Here is an 18,422-nt window from a genome sequence, read left to right as displayed (position 1 = left end):
CTCTTCCCGTGGCTGACCGCGGGCAAGAACATCGAACTCGCCCTGCGGCTGCGCGGGGTGGCCAAGGCCGACCGCAAGCCGGAGGCCGAACGGCTCCTGGAGCTGGTCCGCCTCGGCGGCGCGTACGGCAAGCGCGTCCACGAGCTGTCCGGCGGCATGCGCCAGCGCGTGGCGCTGGCCCGGGCCCTGGCCCAGGACAGCCGCCTGCTGCTGATGGACGAGCCCTTCGCGGCCCTGGACGCCATCACCCGCGACGTCCTGCACGGCGAACTCACCCGCATCTGGGAAGAGACCGGCCTGTCCGTCCTCTTCGTCACGCACAACGTGCGCGAGGCCGTCCGCCTCGCGCAGCGCGTGGTCCTGCTCTCCTCCCGCCCCGGCCGGGTCGCGAAGGAATGGACCGTGGACATCCCGCAGCCGCGCCGCATCGAAGACGCGGACGTCGCGGAACTGTCCCTTGAGATCACTGAACACCTGCGTGGGGAGATCCGCCGCCATGGCCAGCACTGAAACCAAGCCGAAGTCGGACGACCTCGCGGGCCTCGAAGCCGGTCTGGACGCCCTCGACGCCGTCCAGACCCACCGCACCCCGCTCCGCGAGATCCTCACCAAGAAGGTCCTCCCCCCTGTCCTCGCCGTCGGCCTCGTCCTGCTGGTCTGGCAGGTCCTCGTCGCGGCGAAGGTCACCGAGGAGACCAAGCTCCCGCCCCTGTCCGCGGTCTGGGACAGCCTGTCCGACATGTGGCTCAACGGCACCCTGCTGGAGGTCATCTGGACGAGCGTGTCCCGCGGCCTCCTCGGCTTCGTCCTCGCCCTGGCCATCGGCACCCCGCTCGGCCTGCTGGTCGCCCGGGTGAAGTTCGTACGCGCGGCGATCGGCCCGATCCTCCAGGGACTGCAGTCCCTGCCCTCGGTGGCCTGGGTCCCGCCGGCCGTGCTCTGGTTCGGCCTCAACGACGCCATGATGTTCACGGTGATCCTGCTGGGCGCCGTCCCGTCCATCGCCAACGGCCTCGTCTCCGGCATCGACCAGATCCCCCCGCTCTACCTGCGGGCCGGCCGCACCCTCGGAGCCACCGGCCTGCGCGGCGCCCGGCACATCGTCATGCCGGCCGCGCTGCCCGGCTACCTGGCCGGCCTCAAGCAGGGCTGGGCCTTCTCCTGGCGCTCCCTCATGGCCGCCGAGATCATCGCCTCCTCCCCCGACCTGGGCCTGGGCCTGGGCCAGCTCCTGGAGAACGGCCGCAACAACATCGACCTGCCCGGCGTGTTCCTCGCGATCATCCTGATCCTGATCGTCGGCATCGCCATCGACCTGCTGATCTTCAGCCCGCTCGAGCGGTGGGTACTGCGCAGCCGCGGCCTGCTGGTCAAGAGCTGAGCGCCTCGGAGCGGCCCCGGCTACGGGGCCGCCAGAGCCTCCGTCGGTGAGAGCCGGGAGGCGCGGACGGCCGGGTAGAGGCCGGCCAGGGCGCCGATGGCGAGGGTCGCGGCGATACCGCCGAGAACGGCCCACGGGGGTATGACCGCCGGCCAGTCCTGGTAGACGGCGTACCCGGTGGTCACGGCCGTTGCCAGCAGCGCCCCGCCCGCTCCGCCCAGCGCGGACAGCAGCAGGGCCTCGGCGAGGAACTGGGTCCGGATCTGTCCCCGGGTGGCGCCCAGGGAGCGCCGCAGGCCGATTTCGGCGCGGCGTTCCAGGACGGAGATGACCATGGTGTTGGCCACGCCGACACCGCCGACGAGCAGGGCCACCCCGCCGAGGCCGGGCAGCAGCCCCGTGAAGCTCGGGGAGGACCTCCTGCAGATCAACGACCGGCACGAGCGGCTCATCACCGGTCTGCTGCTGCTGGCCGGCTCGGACCACCACGTCCCCGAGCGGCAGCCCGTCGACCTCGCCGACGTGGTCACCCATGTGGCCGCCCAGTCCGCCGCCGAGGCCCGGCGGGCGGGGATCGCCCTGCACGCCGAGCCCGGCCCCGCCCCCACCACCGGTGACGCGCTGCTGCTCGAACGGCTGGTGCAGAACCTCGTGGAGAACGGCGTACGGCACAACACCGGCCCGGACGGATGGGTACGGGTGATCAGCCGCACCCGCGACGACGGCCGGGTCGAGATCGAGGTGGGCAACACCGGACCCGAGGTGCCGCCCTACGAGATCCCCACCCTGTTCGAACCCTTCCGCCGCCTGGGCACCGAGCGCCTGGTCACGGCCAAGGGCGCGGGCCTCGGCCTGTCCATCGTCCGCTCCGTCGCCCGCGCCCACGGCGGCGACGTCATCGCCCGCCCCCGCCCCGACGGAGGGCTGACCGTCACCGCCACGCTCCCGCGGGACCCCGGGAGCAACTGAGGAGTCCGCTCCCGCGCAAAAAATCAGCGGAAATACTGACATGCGATGTTTTGGCCGCCTCTGGCGGGCAATGCTCCTGGTAGACCTACGAAGCGAGCGAGGGAGCTCGACCGCAGTAGCCGACTGGGGCGGAAGAAGGTCGTCCGCCGTGGCCGACGTCAACGGTAGGGCTGAGAGGCCCGACGGTCGGGAGACCCGAGGGCGACCCCCATACCTGATCCGGACAATGCCGACGCAGGGAGCCCGTTTCGTGGGTCGCCGCGCGTCACGCGCCTGCCGCCCCCGGGACAGGGTCTTCGATCCGGTCGACGACGATGACCGCCACGTCGTCCGCCAGGCGGCCCTCCGTATGGCGGAGCAATCCCCGGCGCAACCCCTCGAGGAACGCGAGCCGGGTGTGGTCTCCCATCGCCGCCATGGCCTCGGGCAGGTCGAAGAAGGTGTTCTCGCCGTCGCGGGCCTCGATGACGCCGTCGGTGTGCAGCAACAGCCGGTCCCCCGGCGCGAACCGGTAGCTGTCCAGCTGCCCGGGCGGGCCGCTGATGAATTCCTCGAGGCCCAGCGGCGGCAGGGGCGTGGTGGGCGTCAGCGGCCGGACCGTGCCGTTCCGCAGGAGCAGCGGCGGCGGATGGCCCCGGTTGATCACCTCGACGTCGGGTCCGTCCGGGATCTGGGCCAGGAGCACGGTGACGAAGCCCTCCAGGACGGCGTCCTCACCGCCGGACCGGCCCGCGGCCGCGACCGCGGAGTCCCGGCGCAGGGCCGCTCCGCAGTGGTTCACGACCTCCACCAGGTCGTCCTCGTAGTGCACGGCCTCCCGGAACGCGCCGAGCACGACCGCGGCGGCCCGTACCGCGGGCAGCCCTTTGCCCCGGACGTCCCCGACGATCATCCGGACGCCGTACCGGGTCTGGACGGCGTCGTACAGATCGCCGCCGATCTGCGCGCCCGCCTCGGCCGCCAGGTACATGCTGGCCGCCCGTACGGGGCCCAACCGGGCCGGCACCGGCCGCAGCAGGACGTCCTGGGCGGCCGCGGCGATCCGGCGGATCTGGTTGAGCTCGTTCTCCCGGCGCGTGCGCACGGCGCGGCTCGTGATGACGCTCGCCACCGACACCAGGAACAGGGCGACGAGGTTCGTGTAGACCTGCTGGCCGCCCCAGGCCTGGTTGTGGGTGGCGGTGGCCACGCTGACCCCGAGGGCCACCGCCGCGGCCGCGAGCGTCCCCTTGGGACCCATCGTCACGGCCGCCAGTGCGGGTGTGGCAACGAGCAGGGGGCCGGTGTACACGACGTGCGCGGGCGTGAGCTCGATGACGAGCACCGCCAGGGCGATTGCGAAGGGCAGGCCCTCCGCGAGGGCGAAGAGGACCTGGTGGTGACCGCCGGCTCCCGGTCCCGGGGGCGAGCGCAAGGGCGCTCTCATGCATACAGCCTGCCTCGCCCCGGCGTACGGCCGCCACTCGTCGGGTCTTCGCCCGCGGGCGAAGACGCCGCCGCCGCGACCGGGTAGGGATGCGGAAACGGCGGGCCCCCCGTCCCGCCGCCCTGCGAGTCTGGAGCGCCGCACACCCATGAGCACCCACCCCGCGGAGGTTCCCCGGGTCTCCCGTCAGGAGTTCGACGCCCTCTTCGCCGCGCTCCGCACCTGGGGCCGCTGGACGCCGGCCGACCGGGGCGCCTGGAACCGGGTCACCCCGGACCATGTGCGGCGGGCAGCCGCCCTGGTCCGGGACGGTACGACCGTCCCCCTGGGACGGCCCTGGAACACCCGGCCCGGTCCCGACAACACCAGGCCCGCCCTGCACTACATGTCCGACCTCGGCGACGTGGAGCCCCCGGAACCGGCCACCCACAAGGACTTCCTCGGCGTGGACTACCACGGCAAGGCCGTGACCCACCTCGACGCGCTGTCGCACATCGCCTACCGGGGACGGCTCTACGAGGGACACCCGGCACGCGAGGTCATCGGCGCCGGCGGCGCCCGCTTCGGGGCGGTGGCGGCGCTCGGCCCGCTCGTCACCAAGGGCGTGCTCCTCGACCTGCCCGCCGTCCTCGGGGCCGACTGGCTGGAGCCCGGGCAGGCGGTCCACGCCCGTGACGTCATCGCCGCCGAGCGCGGGCTCGGCCTCGCGATCGACGACGGGTGTGCGGTGCTGCTGCGCTCCGGCCGGTTCCTGCGCCGCCGTCGGCTGGGCCCGTGGGACGTCGGCTCGGCGAGCGCGGGCTTCCACGTGGACGCGATGCCGCTGCTGGCCGGGCGTGCGATCAGCCTGCTCGGCGCGGACGGGGACAGCGACGTGCGCCCGTCCCCGGTCGAGGGCCTCCACTCCCCCGTCCACACCCTCGCCATCGCGGCCATGGGGGTGCCGCTGCTGGACAACCTGGACCTGGAGGCGCTGTCCGCCGCTTGCGCCGAAGCGGGCCGCTACGAGTTCATGATCGTCGTGACGCCCCTCGACGTCCCCGGCGGTACGGGATCGCCGGTCAATCCGGTGGCCGTCCTGTGAAGCGGCGTTTTGCCGGGAATATACTCAAAACGCGCTGATTGGACTGGCCAGGCCACACCGGCAAGGGAAGTGATGCAGATGGGGGTCACGGGCGACCAGATCGGCCCCGCACGCTCCCGTGAGCGGTTCCTGGTCGGCGAGTCGGTCGAGACCGGAGTGCGCAGCCCGATTCTGGACTCGTGGCTGCGCTGCCGGCTGCTGGGACTGTCGCCGGACCAGACCGAGCTGCCCTACAGCGACGACTTCGATCCGGACGGCCGGCTCGTGCGTGCGGCCGGACCCGTCCTCGACCAGTTGCAGCACCGATTCTCCGGCAGCCAGATGAACATCTCGGTCGCCGACGCGAACGGCACGGTGCTGCAACGCCGTTTCGGCGAGCCCTCGCTGGAGTACAGCCTGCCCCCCATCCAGAGCGTCCCCGGCTTCGTCTTCGCCGAGCGGGTCGCCGGGACCAACGGCATCGGCCTCGCGCTGGCCGAGCGGCGCCTCATCCAGGTCTACGGCGCCGAGCACTTCGCCGAGCGCGCCCAGCGGAGCGCCTGCTGCGCCGTCCCCGTCCGCGACCGGCTCAGCGGGATGATCCTGGGCGTGCTCTGCTTCGGGTACCCCTACGCCTTCGAGCGCCCCGCCCTGGCCGTCGCGGTCCGCCGGGCCGCCGAGGCGATCGAGCGGCGGCTGATGGAGCAGAGCTCGGCGCGCGAGCGCGTGCTGTTGCGCGCGTACGTCGATGCCGAACGGCGCGCGCGGACCGGCGGGGCCGCCGGGGACGGGCTCCACATCGGGCCGGCCGAGCTGGACGGACTGGCCGGACTGGCCGGACTGGCCGGTCTCAAGCTGGACCCGCACGATCAGGCGATCCTCAAGGAGAAGGCGACCGAGCTCCTCGCCTCGTCCCGGAGGGCCGCCGTGGACGTCACCCTCCCCCACGGCCGGGAAGCCACTCTGCTGAGCCGCCCGGTCACGAGCCGCTCCGGGGTGGCGGGCATGGTCGTGGAGGCCGTGCTCAACAGCGACACGCAGCCGGTCCACCACCTCTCCGTCGCGCCCCGGGCCGGGCGGCCCCGCGCCGGACCGCCGCCCGCAAGTCCGCCTTCCGCCGGGCCGCCCTCCGGCGCTGCCGGGCCCAGCCCCGGAACCGTCCGCGGCCTGGTGCTGGTCGGCGAGCCGGAGGTCGGGAAGTACGCCATAGAGGCGCGGCGCCGCCTGGAGCTGCTGGCCGAGGCCAGCACCCGTATCGGCACCACCCTCGACGTGAGCCGCACCGCCTGGGAACTCGCCGAACTGGCCGTCCCGGGCCTGGCCGACTACGTCACCGTCGACCTCCCCGGGGCCGTGCTGCGCGGCGACGAGTCCCCCGATCCCGAGGCCGACCTGCACCGCACGGTGGTCCACGGCATCCGCGACGACTGCCCCTTCTACCCGGTCGGACAACACCTGGAGTTCCAGGCCGGGACCCCCCACATGCGCGCCCTGGCCGGCGGGCGGGCGGTCCTGGAACCCGAGCTGAAGTCCGCGGCCGGCTGGTTCGCCCAGAGTCCCGAGCGCTCCCGGCAGGTCCTCGACCACGGGGTGCACTCCCTCATCGCCGTCCCGCTGTTCGCCCGCGGCGTCCTGCTGGGCATCGCGAGCTTCTACCGCTCGCAGGACCCGGCGCCCTTCGGGGACGACGACAGCCGGCTGGCCCAGGAACTCGCGGTCCGCGCCGCCCTGTGCATCGACAACGCCCGCCGCTACACCCGCGAGCACACCCTGGCCCTGGCCCTGCAGCGCAGCCTGCTCCCGCGCGGCCTGCCCGAACAGGGCGCCGTCGAGGTGGCCCACCGCTATCTGCCCGCCGAATCCGGAGTGGGCGGCGACTGGTTCGACGTCATCCCGCTGTCCGGCACCCGTGTCGCCCTCCTCGTGGGCGACGTCGTCGGCCACGGGCTGCACGCCGCCGCCACGATGGGGCGGCTGCGGACCGCCGCACGCAACTTCGCCGAACTGGAGCTCGCCCCCGACGAGCTCCTCACCCATCTCGACAACCTCCTGGTGCGCCTGGACCGGGAGGAGGGCGACGACGCCACGGGCAGCACCGGCATCGTCGGCGCCACCTGTCTCTACGCCATCTACGACCCCACCTCGCGGCACTGCACCATGGCCCGGGCCGGACACCTCCCGCCGGCCCTGGTCCATCCAGACGGCACCGTGACCTTCCCCGACGTGCCCGCCGGGCCGCCGCTGGGCCTGGGCGGCCTGCCCTTCGAGACGGCCGAGATCGTGCTCCCCGAAGAGAGCACGCTGATCCTCTACACCGACGGGCTCGTCGAGGACCGCCACCGCGACATCGACGTCGCCCTCGACGAGCTGCGGCGCGCCCTGGCCCATCCGGACCGGACCCCGGAGGACACCTGCCAGGCGGTCATGGACGTCATGGCGCCCGAGCACCCCTCGGACGACATCGCCCTGCTCGTCGCCCGCACCCACACCCTGCCCGCGGACCGGATCGCCGTGTGGGACCTGCCGGCCGATCCCGCTCGGGTCTCCGACATCCGGGCCGCCGCCACCCGCCGGCTGGCCCAATGGGGGCTGGACGACGTCGCGTTCGCCGCCGAGCTGGTGCTGAGCGAGCTGGTCACCAACGCGATCCGCTACGGCACCGAGCCGATCCAGGTGCGCCTGATCCACGACCGCGCACTGATCTGCGAGGTGTCGGACGGCACCAGCACCGCCCCGCACCTGCGGCGGGCGGCCAACACGGACGAGGGCGGGCGCGGGCTGTTCCTCGTCGCACAGCTGACCCAGGCATGGGGCACCCGCCACACCCCGCAGGGCAAGGTCATCTGGGCCGAATGCTCACTGGCTGCCGCATAACCTCCATTTCACCCGAGAACATCCCTTGAGTCCCAGTAGCATCCTCGCTGTCCCACCTTCCCGAGAGGGAGCTTCCAGGTCGGCCCCGGAGACGTCCGTGCATGACGCCCATGACGCCCATGACCCCACTGATCCCCCGACGAGCCGTCCGCTCCGGCACTCCGGCGGGGAGCCGCTCGTACGGATGCGCGGTCTCGGCAAGCGGTTCGGCGGCACCGTCGCGCTGGACGGGGTGAGCCTCGACCTCCTCGGCGGCAGCGTGCTCGCCCTCCTCGGCCCCAACGGCGCCGGGAAGTCCACGCTCATCAAGGTCCTCGCCGGGGTCCAGCGCGCCGACGAGGGCGAGGTGACGGTGGCCGGGCACCCGCTCGGGTCCGACGCCGCCGCCGGGAAGATGTCCTTCATCCACCAGGACCTCGGCCTGGTCGAGTGGATGACGGTCGCCGAGAACATCGCCCTCGGGACGGGCTACCCGCGCCGCCACGGCCTGATCTCCTGGCGGCGCACCCGCGAGCGCTGCGCCGATGCCCTCGGGATCGTCGCCGGACACCTGGACGCCGATGCCCGGATCGCGGACCTCGCCCCCGCCGAGCGTTCGCTGGTGGCCATCGCCCGGGCCCTCGCGCGCCGCGCGGAGCTCTTCGTCCTCGACGAGCCGACCGCCACGCTCCCCGCCGCCGACTGCGCCCGGCTCTTCGACGTCCTGCACGCGCTGCGCGACCGGGGGCACGGCATCCTGTACGTCAGCCACCGCATCGACGAGGTCTACCGGGTCGCCGACAGGTTCGCCGTCCTGCGCGACGGCCGCCTGGTCAGCCAGGGGCCGCTGGCCGGGTACGGGCCCGCCCGTCTGGTCCACGACATCGCGGGCGGCATGCCGGCCGGGCGGGGCCCCGCCACCGTGCCGGCGCCCGCGCCCGGCCGTCCTCCCGTGCTGCGTCTCGACGCCGTGACGACCCGGCGCACCCGGCCCGTCAGCCTGGACCTGGCTCCCGGGGAAATCCTCGGCATGGTGGGGCTGACCGGCGCGGGCCACGCGCACCTGGGGCGCGCCCTCGCCGGGGCCCTGCCGCTGCTCGGCGGGCGGGCACTGCTCGACGGGCGGCCGTACCATCCGCGCACCGTGGCCGCGGCCGTCGGCCGGGGGGTCGGCTTCGTGGCCGCCAACCGCCAGGAGGAGGGCTGCGCCCCCGATCTGACGGTCCGGGAGAACCTCTTCGCCAACCCCCGGGCGGCCGGCGGGCCGGCCTGGCGCCCGCTCGGTGCCCGCCGTGAGCGGAGCGAGGCCGCCGCGCTGATCGCACGGTTCTCCGTGCGCCCCGCCGACGGCGAGGTGCCCATCGCCACGCTGTCCGGCGGCAACCAGCAGAAGGTGGTCCTCGGCCGGTGGCTCCGCGGACGTCCGAAGCTGCTGATCCTCGAGGAGCCGACGGCGAGCGTGGATGTCGGCGCCAAGGCGGCGATCCACCGGCTGCTCGACGGAGCGGCCGCCGAGGGCCTGGCGGTCCTGCTGCTGTCCACCGACTTCGAGGAGGTCGCGGAGCTCTGCCACCGCGCGCTGGTGTTCGTCCGCGGATCGGTGGCGGCCGAGCTCGCGGGCGCCGCCCTGACGCCGGCCGGACTCACCCGCGCCGCCTCGGCCATGCCCGCGATCACCGGAAGCACGACGGCACGGTGACCCGCTGGTCCCCGCGCGGGCATCACCTCGTCGGGAGCTACGGCCTGCCGGCCCTGACCGCCCTGCTCTTCCTCGTCTTCTCCGTCGTCCTGCCGGACACCTTCCCCACCCGGGACAACGTGTCCTCGATCCTCTCCAACCAGTCGATCCCCGCCCTCCTCGCCCTCGGTGTGACGATCCCCATCGCCACCGGCAAGTTCGACCTGTCCATCGGCTACGGGCTGGGCCTGGCGCACGTCCTGGTGATGTACCTCATCGTGGACGGGTCGGCGCCGTGGCCGCTCGCCTGCCTCGCCGTCATCGTCGGCGGGGCGCTGGTCGGCGCCCTGAACGGGGTCATCGTGGAGTTCGCCCGGATCGACTCCCTCATCGCGACGCTCGGCACCGGCAGCATCATGTACGCCCTCACCGGATGGCTCACGGACGGCAGCCGGATCGTGCCCGGCCCGGACGGCCTGCCGGCCGCCTTCACGAGCCTCTACGACGCCCGGTTCCTCGGGCTGCCGGTGCCCGCCTTCTACGTCCTCGCCGCCGTCGTCGTCCTCTGGGTGGTGCTGGAGCGGCTGCCGCTCGGCCGGTACTTCTACGTCGTCGGCTCCAACCCCCGCGCCGCCGCCATCATCGGCATCCCCACCCGCAGGTACTCCGTCTACGCCTTCGCCGGTTCGGGCCTGGTCGTGGGCATCGCCGGGGTCCTGCTCGCCGCGCAGCAGCAGATCGGCAACCCGAGTGTCGGCCTGGACTACCTGCTGCCGGCCTTCGTCGGCGCGCTGCTCGGCTCGACCACGGTCAAGCCCGGTCGCGCCAACGCGATCGGAACGCTCGTGGCCGTCAGCGTGCTCGCCGTCGGGCTCGCCGGGATCGGCCAGCTCGGCGCCCAGTTCTGGGCCACCCCCCTGTTCAACGGATGCACGCTGCTGCTGGCGGTCGGCCTGGCCGGCTATGCGGCCAGGCGGCGGCTGCGCTCGCCCGCCCCCCAGCCCCCAGCGCACCCCTAGTCAGGAGCAGTGTGTACAAGAACCGGAACAGCGTCCTCGCGGCCGCGGCCCTGTGGGCGGCCGTCTCCGCCCTCGTCGGGGGCTGCGGCAACGGCCCGTCGCCGGCCGCGGCCCCGCCCACCGCCGCCCGCTGCCCGGCCGTGCTCGCGGAGGCGAAGGCTGCCGTCGGGCGGGCCGAGCGTTCCGACCTCACCTGGAACGGCCCCACGGCCGGCCCGGAGGCGGTTCCCGACAAGACCGTCGTCTACGTGGCCCAGACCATGACCAACCCCGGTGTCGCCGGGGTCGCCGCGGGCGTCCGGGAAGCCGCGGCGGCCATCGGCTGGCAGGTCCGGGTGATCGACGGCGGGGGCACCCCGGCGGGCATCCAGGCGGCGCTCAGCCAGGCCGTCACCCTCAAACCCTCCGGCATCGTCATCGGCGGCTTCGATCCCCGGCTCACGGCGCAGCAGGTGGCACGGGCCGAGGCCGCGGGCATCCCGCTGATCGGCTGGCACGCGGTCAGCTCCCCCGGGCCGAGCTCGAGTCCCCGGCTCTTCACCAACATCACCACGAAGGTGGAGGAGGTGGCGGGGATCAGCGCGGACTGGGTCATCGCCCGGTCCGCCGGCGACGCCGGGGTGGTCGTCTTCACCGACGACTCCATCCCGTTCGCCCGCCACAAGGCCGAGCTGATCAAACGGCGGCTGGCCGACTGCCCCGGGGTGCGGGTGCTGGCGACCGAGAACATCCCCATCCCGGACGCGAGTCAGCGCACCCCGCAGCAGGTCTCCTCCCTGGTGTCCCGCTTCGGGGACCGGTGGACCCACTCCGTCGCGATCAACGACCTGTACTTCGCCGACGCCGCCCCGGCGCTGCGCGCCGCCGGGCGCCCCGGCGCGGGGCCGCCCTTCAACATCGGCGCGGGCGACGGCGATCCGTCCGCCTTCCAGCGCATCAGCAGCCGGCGGTTCCAGGCCGCGACCGTCCCCGAGCCGCTGGCCCAGCAGGGCTGGCAGATCGTCGACGAGTTCAACCGGGCGTTCGCCGCCCGGCCCGCCAGCGGCTACGTCGCACCCGTCCATGTGGTGACGGCCGAGAACAGCGCCGGGGCCACGTCCTGGGACCCGCGCGGCTACCGGGAGGCGTACCAGCGGATCTGGCGCGGGGAGCAGCGGGCGGTCAGCGGTCCGATGGGTGCTCGATGACGCGGTAGCCCACACCGGGGGTGGTGGTGATGGCCGGCGGTTCGCCGAGTTTGCGGCGGAGGCGGCCGATGGTCACGGCCACCGTGTTGGTGAACGGGTCGGCGTGTTCGTCCCAGACCTGTTCGAGCAGTTCCTCCGCGCTGCGGAAGGCCGGGCTCGCGTCCAACAGGGCTTCGAGCAGGGCGAACTCCTTGACCGAGAGGTCGAGCTGCTTCCCGTCACGGGTGGCCGTGCGCCGGAGCGGATCGAGTTCGATGCCCCCGGCCCGCAGGACGCGGGCCGGGGCGGCGGGCCGGCGCCGGGCCAGCGCGCGGATGCGCAGCACCAGTTCGGGGAAGTGGAACGGTTTGGCGAGGTAGTCGTCGGCGCCCAGGACCAGCCCGCCGACCCGGTCTCCGGGTGCGGCGGCCGCGGTCAGCATCAGCACCATGACCCGGTCGTCGCGTGCGACGACCATCTGGCAGAGGGTGTCGCCGTGGATCCCCGGCAGGTCGCGGTCGAGCACGACCACGTCGTACGCGTTGACGTCGAGCTTCGCCGCCGCCTCCAGCCCGTCGTACGCCACGTCCACCGCCATGCCCTGGTCGCGCAGGCCCTCGACCAGTACGTCGGCGAGGGACCGGGCGTCCTCGACCACCAGCACTCTCATTCCGCCGCTCCGTCCTTCCCGTCCACCCGGGGCAGTACGACGGTGACCCGCAGGCCGCCCTCGGGCCGGGCGCCCAGCTCCAGGGTGCCGCCGTGCGCTTCGGCGATGGCCGCGACGATGGAGAGGCCGAGCCCGGAACCGTGCCCGTTGCCGGTGCGGTCCGCGCCCAGGCGCCGGAAGGGCTGCGCCAGCTGGGCCACCTGCCGAGGGTCGAGTTCCGGCCCGCCGGTCTCGACGGTCAGTCGCACCGTCTCGGCGTCGGCCCGGGTGCAGGCGCCGATCCAGCCCCCGGCCTGGTTGTGCGTGATGGCGTTGTCGACCACGTTGTCGACCACGCGGCGCAGCAGGCTCCGGCTCGCCCACACCTGTGCTCCGTCGTCCGCGTCCGTGCGGTGCACGGTGAGCTCCTTGGCCCCGATGTCGGCGGACCGCTCGCCGAGGGCCGCGGACACGACCTCCTCCAGCGGGACCTTCGTCGCATCGGTGAAAGCTCCGTGCTGCGTGCGGGCGAGCACGAGGAAGCCCTCCAGCAGCCGGTCGACGCGGTCGAGCTCGCTCCGCATCCGGCCGGCCAGGGCCAGCGTCTGCTGGGGGACGGGGCCGGGCTTGGCCACGGCCACGTCCACGGCGGCCCGCATGGTGGTGAGGGGGGTGCGCAGTTCGTGGGAGGCGTTGGCGACGAACCGGCGCTGGGCGGCGAAGGAGCCCTCCAGCCGCTCCAGCAGTCCGTCGATGGTGTCGGCGAGGTCCTTGACCTCGTCGCCGGGGCCGGTGACGGCCAGCCGCTCGTGCAGGTTGTCGGCGGAGATGCTCCGCGTGGCCGCGGTCATCGTCCGCAGGGGGCGCAGCACCCGCCCCGCGACGAACCACCCCAGTGCGAGCGACACCACCGCCATCACGCCCATCGCGATGGCCGATCCCAGCAGGATCTGCGTGGACTGCGCGTCGTGCACCTGCGTCAGCTGCCGTTCCAGCGCTTCGATGCGGTCCTGGGCCTGCGCCGGGGTGGCAGGCTGTTCCGGGACCTCGCCGGGCGCGGCCTGGGTGACCCTGCTCCCGGAGGCCACTCCCGCGGAAATGGCCAGCAGGGCGGTGCCCGAGAGCAGGAAGAGGCCGACGTACAGCGCGGTGAACCGCGCCCGCACGGTGCCGAACCCGCGAGGTAGAACCCGTTTCATCCCCTGGTCCTCCCTCTACGGCGGTACGGATACGGCCCCAGGCTAAGCGGCGGGACCTAACAGCGGCATGACAGCGCCCGTTCGGGTCCTGTCATGGCTCCCGCCCCAGGGTGGGGGCCATGACGGATGACATCGAGGCGACCATCGAGGTGGTCGGCCTACGCAAGCGCTTCGGGCCGCAAGTGGCACTGGACGGCATGAGCTTCACGGTCCGCCCGGGACAGGTGACCGGCTTCGTCGGCCCCAACGGCGCCGGGAAGTCGACCACGATGCGGGTGATCCTGGGGCTGGACGCGCCCGACGCGGGCCGGGCGCTGGTCGGCGGACGACCGTACCGGAGCCTGCGCGAGCCGCTCCGGCACCTGGGGGCGCTGCTGGACGCCTCGGCCCTGCAGCCGAGCCGGACCGCACGCGACCACCTGCTGTGGCTGGCCCACTCCCAGGGCCTGTCGGCGCGGCGGGTGGACTCGGTGATCGAGCAGGCGGGCCTGGGCACGGCCGCGCGGCGCAAGGCCGGCGGCTTCTCCCTGGGGATGCGGCAGCGGCTGGGCATCGCCGCGGCGCTGCTCGGCGACCCGCCGGTGCTCATGCTGGACGAGCCGTTCAACGGGCTGGACCCGGACGGCATCGTCTGGATGCGCGGCTTCCTCGCGTCGCTGGCCCGGCAGGGCCGGGCCGTGCTGGTGTCCACGCATCTGATGGGCGAGCTCCAGGACACCGCCGACCATCTGGTGGTCGTCGGACGCGGGAAGGTCATCGCGGACACCGGGGTGCGGGAGCTGCTGGCGGCGGCCTCCGGCGACCGGGTCACGGTGCGTACCTCCGCGCCGATGGGGGCGGTGGAGGTGCTGGAGGCGGCCGGTGCCACGGTGCACCTCACGGGGCACGACACGCTGGCCGTCACGGGGCTGGCCGACGAGCAGGTCGTGGCCGCCCTCGGCGGGGGCGCGGTGCCCTTCTCCCAGGTGTCGGCGCACCGCGCCACCCTGGAGGACGCCTACATGGAACTCACCCGTGACGCGGTGGAGTACCGCGGCGCTCCGGCCGGGGAGGCGGGCCGATGAACCCGACCGGCTTCCTGCGGCTGCTGCACGCGGAGTGGACCAAGTTCCGTACGATGCGCGGCTGGGTGCTGGGCATGGCCGCCGCGGCGCTGGCGACGGTGGTGGTCGGGCTCCTGGGCACGGCGGCCCCGGGCCCTTCCGGCGAGCGGGCCGACACCTCGTTCCCGCGGGGCCCTGGCGGCGAGGCCGTCAACGACAGCTTCTACTTCGTCCACCGGACCCTGACGGGCGACGGCAGCATCACCGTTCCCGTGCGTGCGCTGACCAGCGCGCTGGAGGGCGGCCCCGAGGCGGCCGCCGGCGTCCCGCCCTGGGCGAAGGCGGGGATCATCGTCAAGGAGTCCCTCACGCAGGGCTCCTCGTACGCCGCGGTCATGGCCACCGGCGCCCACGGGGTGCGGATGCAGTACGACTTCACCGGCGACGTCGCCGCCTCCGCTCCCGGACTCCCCGGCAGTGGCTCCGGACCGTCGTCCGGCTGGCTGCGGCTGGTCCGCGCCGGCTCCACGCTGACCGGTTACGCCTCCGCCGACGGCTCCCGCTGGAGCCTGGTGGGCACGGCCCGCCTGACGGGACTGCCGGCCACCGTGCAGGCCGGTCTGTTCGCGGCCACTCCCCAGGCCATGGAGAAGACCTCGGTCGGCGCGGGATTCAGCCCCGCCGTGGTCACCGGCACCTTCGGACCCGCCGAGCTCCAGGGGAACTGGTCCGGCGGGGCGTGGGCCGGGGAACAGGTCGGCGGCAGCGCGGGCACCTCCGGCAGTTATACGAACACCACGAAGGGAGGCTTCACGCAATCGGGTGCGGGCTTCACCGTGACCGGGGCGGGCGATATCGCGCCGGTGGTGGGCGGACCCGTGATGGGCCCCGGTTACACCCTGGAGAACTTCCTCGTCGGCGCGTTCGCCGGGCTGATCGTGGTGATCGCCGTCGGCACGGTCTTCGTCACCGCCGAGTACCGGCGCGGCATGATGCGTACGACCCTGGCCGCACACCCCGGGCGGGGGCAGGTCCTCGTCGCGAAGGCCGCCGTGGCGGCCTCGGTCGCCTTCGCCGTCGGGCTGGTCGCGGCCGCCGTCGCGATCCCGCTGGGTGAACAGGGTGCGGAGGGCCGGGGCTTCTCGGTCTTCCCGGTCTCGACGGCCACCGAGCTGCGCATCGTCGTCGGCACCGCCCTGCTGTTCGCCGTCACCGCGGTCCTCGCGCTCTGCGTCGGCGCGCTGCTGCGGCGCAGCGCCACCGCGGTGGCGCTGGTCGTCGCGTCGATCGTGCTGCCGTACGTCCTGGCCAGCGCCGGCGTGCTGCCCGCGGGCGCCTCGGAATGGCTGCTGCGCGTGACCCCGGCCGCCGGTTTCGCCGTGCAGCAGACCCTGCCGCGCTACGCGCAGGTCCTCAGCGTCTACGAGCCCTCGACCGGCTATCACCCGCTGCCCCCGTGGGCGGGCTTCGCGGTGCTGTGCGGCTACGCGGCGGTGGCCTTCGCCCTGGCCGTGGTGCGACTGAGGCGGAGGGACGCATGAGGTACGCGCTGTACGCCGTGCGCGCGGAGTGGACGAAGCTGCGCTCCGCGGGGGGAACGGGCAGGCTGCTGCTCCTCGCCGTCGTGCTGACCGTGGCGCTGAGCGCCGCGGCGGCCGAGGCGGCGAGGTGTCCGGGGGCGGGGTGCGGCGGGGACGCCGTCCGGATCTCCCTCACGGGCGTCACCCTCGGCCAGGCGGTGGTCGCCATCACCGCCGTGCTGACGGTCAGCGGCGAGTACGGCTCGGGCATGATCCGCACCACGTTCGCGGCCGTGCCGCACCGGATCGCCGCCTTCGGCGCCAAGGCGGCGGTCCTGACCGGGGCGGTGCTGGCGACCGGGACCGCGGCCGTCCTCGGCTCGCTGCTCGCCGGGCGGTACCTGCTGCCCGGACGCGGCTTCACCGAGGCCAACGGCCACCTGCCGCTGTCCCTGGCGGACGGTCCGACGCTGCGGGCCGCCGCGGGAACGGTCCTCTACTTCGCGCTGGTCGCGCTGCTCAGCTTCGGCATCGCCACGGCGGTCCGGGAAGCCGCGACCGCGATCGGCGCCGTCCTCGGGCTGCTCTACCTCTTCCCGATCGTCGCGCACGTGGTGGGCGACCCGGAGTGGCAGCGCCACCTGCAGCAGATCGCGCCGATGACGGCCGGTCTCGCCGTCCAGGCGACCACCCACCTCGACAAGCTGCCCATCGGCCCGTGGGCCGGGCTCGGCGTGCTCGCCGCGTGGGCCGCGGCGGCGCTGCTCACGGGCGGCCTCCTGCTGCGCCTGCGCGACGCGTAGTTCCGTTCCGTTCCGTTCGGTTCAGTTCCTCCAGGCGCCCCGTCCGGCCGGACGGGGCGCCTTGCAGCGTCCCGGTCCGGCTCACTCCGCCCGCAGGGCCCGCGCCGTCCGGGTCCGGGCCGCCCAGCCCGCCGGCAGCAGCGCGCCGGCCACCGCGATGAGCAGCCCGGCGAGGGCCAGCGCCCCCAGCAGCGCGGTGCCGTACACGTCGATGTCCGCCGGGGGGATCGTCGTGCCGACCGCTCGGCCCATCGCCGGCATCACCCAGCCGTGCAGGGCCACCCCGAGCGGCACCCCGACGGCCCCCGCGGCCAGCCCGATGGCGCCCACCGAGGTGAGGACCTGGGCCAGCGTCTGCCGGGGCGTCATCCCCAGCGCCTTGAGCACGCCGAGGTCGCGCACGCGCTCCCGGGTGTCCAGGACCACGGTGTTGAGCACTCCCAGGCAGGCCACGGCCACCAGCATCAGCGTCAGCATGGCGATCAGGGCCCGCATCGCGCGGATCACGCTCGACTTGCCGGGTCCGGCGGCCTCCGCCCGCGCGCCGAGGGGTTTCAGCGCGGCGTTCAGGGCCTCGACGTAGCGCTCGGTGTCGGTGCCGGGGGCGAGCCGCACGCTGAAGGTGCTCGGCAGGTACCGGAGCTCCAGCCCGGCGACCGAGGCGGTGTCCGTACGCAGCGCCATGCCCTTGTCGCCGAGGTCGAACACCTCCCCGACGATGCGCAGCCGGACGGTGCGTCCCTGCTCGGACAGCGCCACGGTGCCGCCCACGCGGATTCCCGCGGCCCGCAGGAAGCGGGTGGCGGCGACGGCCTCGCCCGGGGCGGCGAACCAGCGGCCGGAGACCATGGTGTGGTCGGCCGCGGGGGCTTCGCCTTCGTACGCCACCAGGGGCGCGCCGCCTTTCAGCCCCGCCACCGACACCTGCGTCCTGGCGGTCCGGTACGCGGACCCGGTCTCCAGCAGGGCGTCGAGTGCGGTGGCCACCGCGGCCGGGTCGGCGGGCCGCGGGGGCTGCGCGGCCGCCGGGCCCTCGCCGGGCCGGGCCAGTGACCGTACGGTCACGTCACCGCCCCGGTCCGGGTCCCCGTCGGACTGGACCGCGGCCAGCGTGCTGCCCAGGCCGATCGCGAAGGTCACCGCGAGCGCGCCGAAGGCGACGGCCGCGGCCAGCGCGAACTGGAGGTCCTCGAAGCGCTGGCACGCGGCCTCAGCAACGCCGAACTGGCCGACCGCCTCCACGTCAGCGAGGCCACGGTGAAGACGCACGTCGCCCGCGTCCTGTCCAAGCTCCGCCTCCGGGACCGCGCCCAGGCGGTGATCGCCGCCTACGAAACGGGCCTGGTCACCCCGGCCGCGCCGCGGCGCGAGGGACTGCGGCCGAGGTAGTCCTCGGGGCCGGCGCTTCACACAACGTTGTTGTGATCTTCACGCACCTGCCAAGCCGCCGGACACTTGGTGGTACCGGGTAGGCGTACGGCAGTGAACCGGTGGTACACGTGTCGACACAGCTGGTGACGCATACGAAATCGCGCCACCCGCAAGCCCCGGACCTCAGGGAATCGACCGACAGGTGGCTTGACCTACGGACCTACGGCGACGTAAATTCGAGCAGACCGACTCATGAGCTGCTGGAAGGAGGCGAACCCGGAT

General features: G+C 73.9%; 15 protein-coding genes and 2 pseudogenes. 12 read left to right on the top strand and 5 right to left on the bottom strand.

Annotated features, from left to right (window positions below; translation table 11 throughout):
- Together AB0O21_RS14855 and AB0O21_RS14850 are read left to right on the top strand one after the other, a co-directional pair.
- A partial coding sequence (locus tag AB0O21_RS14855; protein ID WP_365170987.1) for an ABC transporter ATP-binding protein occupies positions 1-510 on the top strand: 510 nt, incomplete at its 5' end.
- On the top strand, positions 497-1,381 hold the full coding sequence (locus AB0O21_RS14850) for an ABC transporter permease (RefSeq protein ID WP_365170985.1): 885 nt from the start codon (positions 497-499) through the stop codon (positions 1,379-1,381). The genes AB0O21_RS14855 and AB0O21_RS14850, both read left to right, overlap by 14 nt.
- A gap of 20 nt (positions 1,382-1,401) precedes the next feature.
- Here AB0O21_RS14850 and AB0O21_RS14845 read toward each other — a convergent pair.
- Positions 1,402-1,782: pseudogene (locus AB0O21_RS14845) on the bottom strand (ABC transporter permease); the annotation flags it as partial.
- Between AB0O21_RS14845 and AB0O21_RS14840 the strand changes: the two are divergent.
- A complete protein-coding gene (locus tag AB0O21_RS14840) occupies positions 1,709-2,350 on the top strand; it encodes a HAMP domain-containing sensor histidine kinase (RefSeq protein ID WP_365170983.1) in 642 nt (213 codons plus the stop codon). The pseudogene AB0O21_RS14845 and the gene AB0O21_RS14840 overlap by 74 nt on opposite strands.
- Positions 2,351-2,615: 265 nt before the next feature.
- On the opposite strand, the gene AB0O21_RS14835 is transcribed toward AB0O21_RS14840, so the two are convergent.
- Positions 2,616-3,776, bottom strand: a complete 1,161-nt coding sequence (locus AB0O21_RS14835; protein ID WP_365170981.1) for a PP2C family protein-serine/threonine phosphatase — start codon at positions 3,774-3,776, stop codon at positions 2,616-2,618.
- Between the two features lie 148 nt (positions 3,777-3,924).
- On the opposite strand from AB0O21_RS14835, the gene AB0O21_RS14830 reads away from it, so the two are divergent.
- The 5 genes from AB0O21_RS14830 to AB0O21_RS14810 all read left to right on the top strand — a co-directional run bounded on the left by AB0O21_RS14830 (position 3,925) and on the right by AB0O21_RS14810 (position 11,576).
- Positions 3,925-4,860, top strand: a complete 936-nt coding sequence (locus AB0O21_RS14830; protein ID WP_365170980.1) for a cyclase family protein — start codon at positions 3,925-3,927, stop codon at positions 4,858-4,860.
- Positions 4,861-4,938: 78 nt separating this feature from the next.
- Entirely contained in the window at positions 4,939-7,713 is a 2,775-nt protein-coding gene (locus AB0O21_RS14825; protein WP_365170979.1) for a SpoIIE family protein phosphatase, read from the top strand.
- Positions 7,714-7,897: 184 nt separating this feature from the next.
- Entirely contained in the window at positions 7,898-9,391 is a 1,494-nt protein-coding gene (locus tag AB0O21_RS14820; protein ID WP_365171007.1) for a sugar ABC transporter ATP-binding protein, read from the top strand.
- Positions 9,388-10,389 (top strand): ABC transporter permease, encoded by a 1,002-nt coding sequence (locus AB0O21_RS14815; RefSeq protein ID WP_365170978.1) that lies wholly within the window; start codon positions 9,388-9,390, stop codon positions 10,387-10,389. The genes AB0O21_RS14820 and AB0O21_RS14815 overlap by 4 nt, the downstream gene beginning before the upstream one ends.
- An 11-nt stretch (positions 10,390-10,400) precedes the next feature.
- Positions 10,401-11,576: a substrate-binding domain-containing protein gene (locus tag AB0O21_RS14810; protein WP_365170977.1), complete on the top strand. Its 1,176-nt coding sequence runs from the start codon at positions 10,401-10,403 to the stop codon at positions 11,574-11,576.
- On the opposite strand, the gene AB0O21_RS14805 is transcribed toward AB0O21_RS14810, so the two are convergent.
- Both AB0O21_RS14805 and AB0O21_RS14800 read right to left on the bottom strand, forming a co-directional pair.
- On the bottom strand, positions 11,551-12,225 hold the full coding sequence (locus AB0O21_RS14805; protein ID WP_365170975.1) for a response regulator transcription factor: 675 nt from the start codon (positions 12,223-12,225) through the stop codon (positions 11,551-11,553). The genes AB0O21_RS14810 and AB0O21_RS14805 overlap by 26 nt on opposite strands.
- The gene (locus AB0O21_RS14800) at positions 12,222-13,403 is read right to left on the bottom strand and encodes a HAMP domain-containing sensor histidine kinase (RefSeq protein WP_365170973.1); all 1,182 of its coding nucleotides are present in this window, start codon (positions 13,401-13,403) and stop codon (positions 12,222-12,224) included. The genes AB0O21_RS14805 and AB0O21_RS14800 overlap by 4 nt, the downstream gene beginning before the upstream one ends.
- A gap of 119 nt (positions 13,404-13,522) precedes the next feature.
- On the opposite strand from AB0O21_RS14800, the gene AB0O21_RS14795 reads away from it, so the two are divergent.
- From AB0O21_RS14795 to AB0O21_RS14785, 3 genes are read left to right on the top strand one after another with little or no spacing between them, the layout of a single operon-like run.
- A complete protein-coding gene (locus tag AB0O21_RS14795; protein WP_365170971.1) occupies positions 13,523-14,467 on the top strand; it encodes an ATP-binding cassette domain-containing protein in 945 nt (314 codons plus the stop codon).
- Positions 14,464-15,987 (top strand): ABC transporter permease subunit, encoded by a 1,524-nt coding sequence (locus tag AB0O21_RS14790; RefSeq protein ID WP_365170969.1) that lies wholly within the window; start codon positions 14,464-14,466, stop codon positions 15,985-15,987. The genes AB0O21_RS14795 and AB0O21_RS14790 overlap by 4 nt, the downstream gene beginning before the upstream one ends.
- The gene (locus AB0O21_RS14785; RefSeq protein WP_365170967.1) at positions 15,984-16,769 is read left to right on the top strand and encodes an ABC transporter permease; all 786 of its coding nucleotides are present in this window, start codon (positions 15,984-15,986) and stop codon (positions 16,767-16,769) included. Before AB0O21_RS14790 ends, AB0O21_RS14785 begins: the two co-directional genes overlap by 4 nt.
- 81 nt (positions 16,770-16,850) lie before the next feature.
- Here the strand turns inward: AB0O21_RS14785 and AB0O21_RS14780 are convergent, their stop codons facing one another.
- On the bottom strand, positions 16,851-17,234 hold the full coding sequence (locus AB0O21_RS14780) for an ABC transporter permease (RefSeq protein WP_365171005.1): 384 nt from the start codon (positions 17,232-17,234) through the stop codon (positions 16,851-16,853).
- 708 nt (positions 17,235-17,942) lie between these two features.
- On the opposite strand from AB0O21_RS14780, the pseudogene AB0O21_RS14775 reads away from it, so the two are divergent.
- Positions 17,943-18,158: pseudogene (locus AB0O21_RS14775) on the top strand (LuxR C-terminal-related transcriptional regulator); the annotation flags it as partial.
- Between the last annotated feature and the right edge of the window lie 264 nt (positions 18,159-18,422).

This window comes from Streptomyces sp. NPDC091371 (assembly GCF_040684275.1).
Classification (GTDB): Bacteria; Actinomycetota; Actinomycetes; order Streptomycetales; family Streptomycetaceae; genus Streptomyces.
The sequence above is the reverse complement of the archived record's forward strand: the minus strand, read 5'-3'. Positions and strand labels throughout refer to the sequence as shown.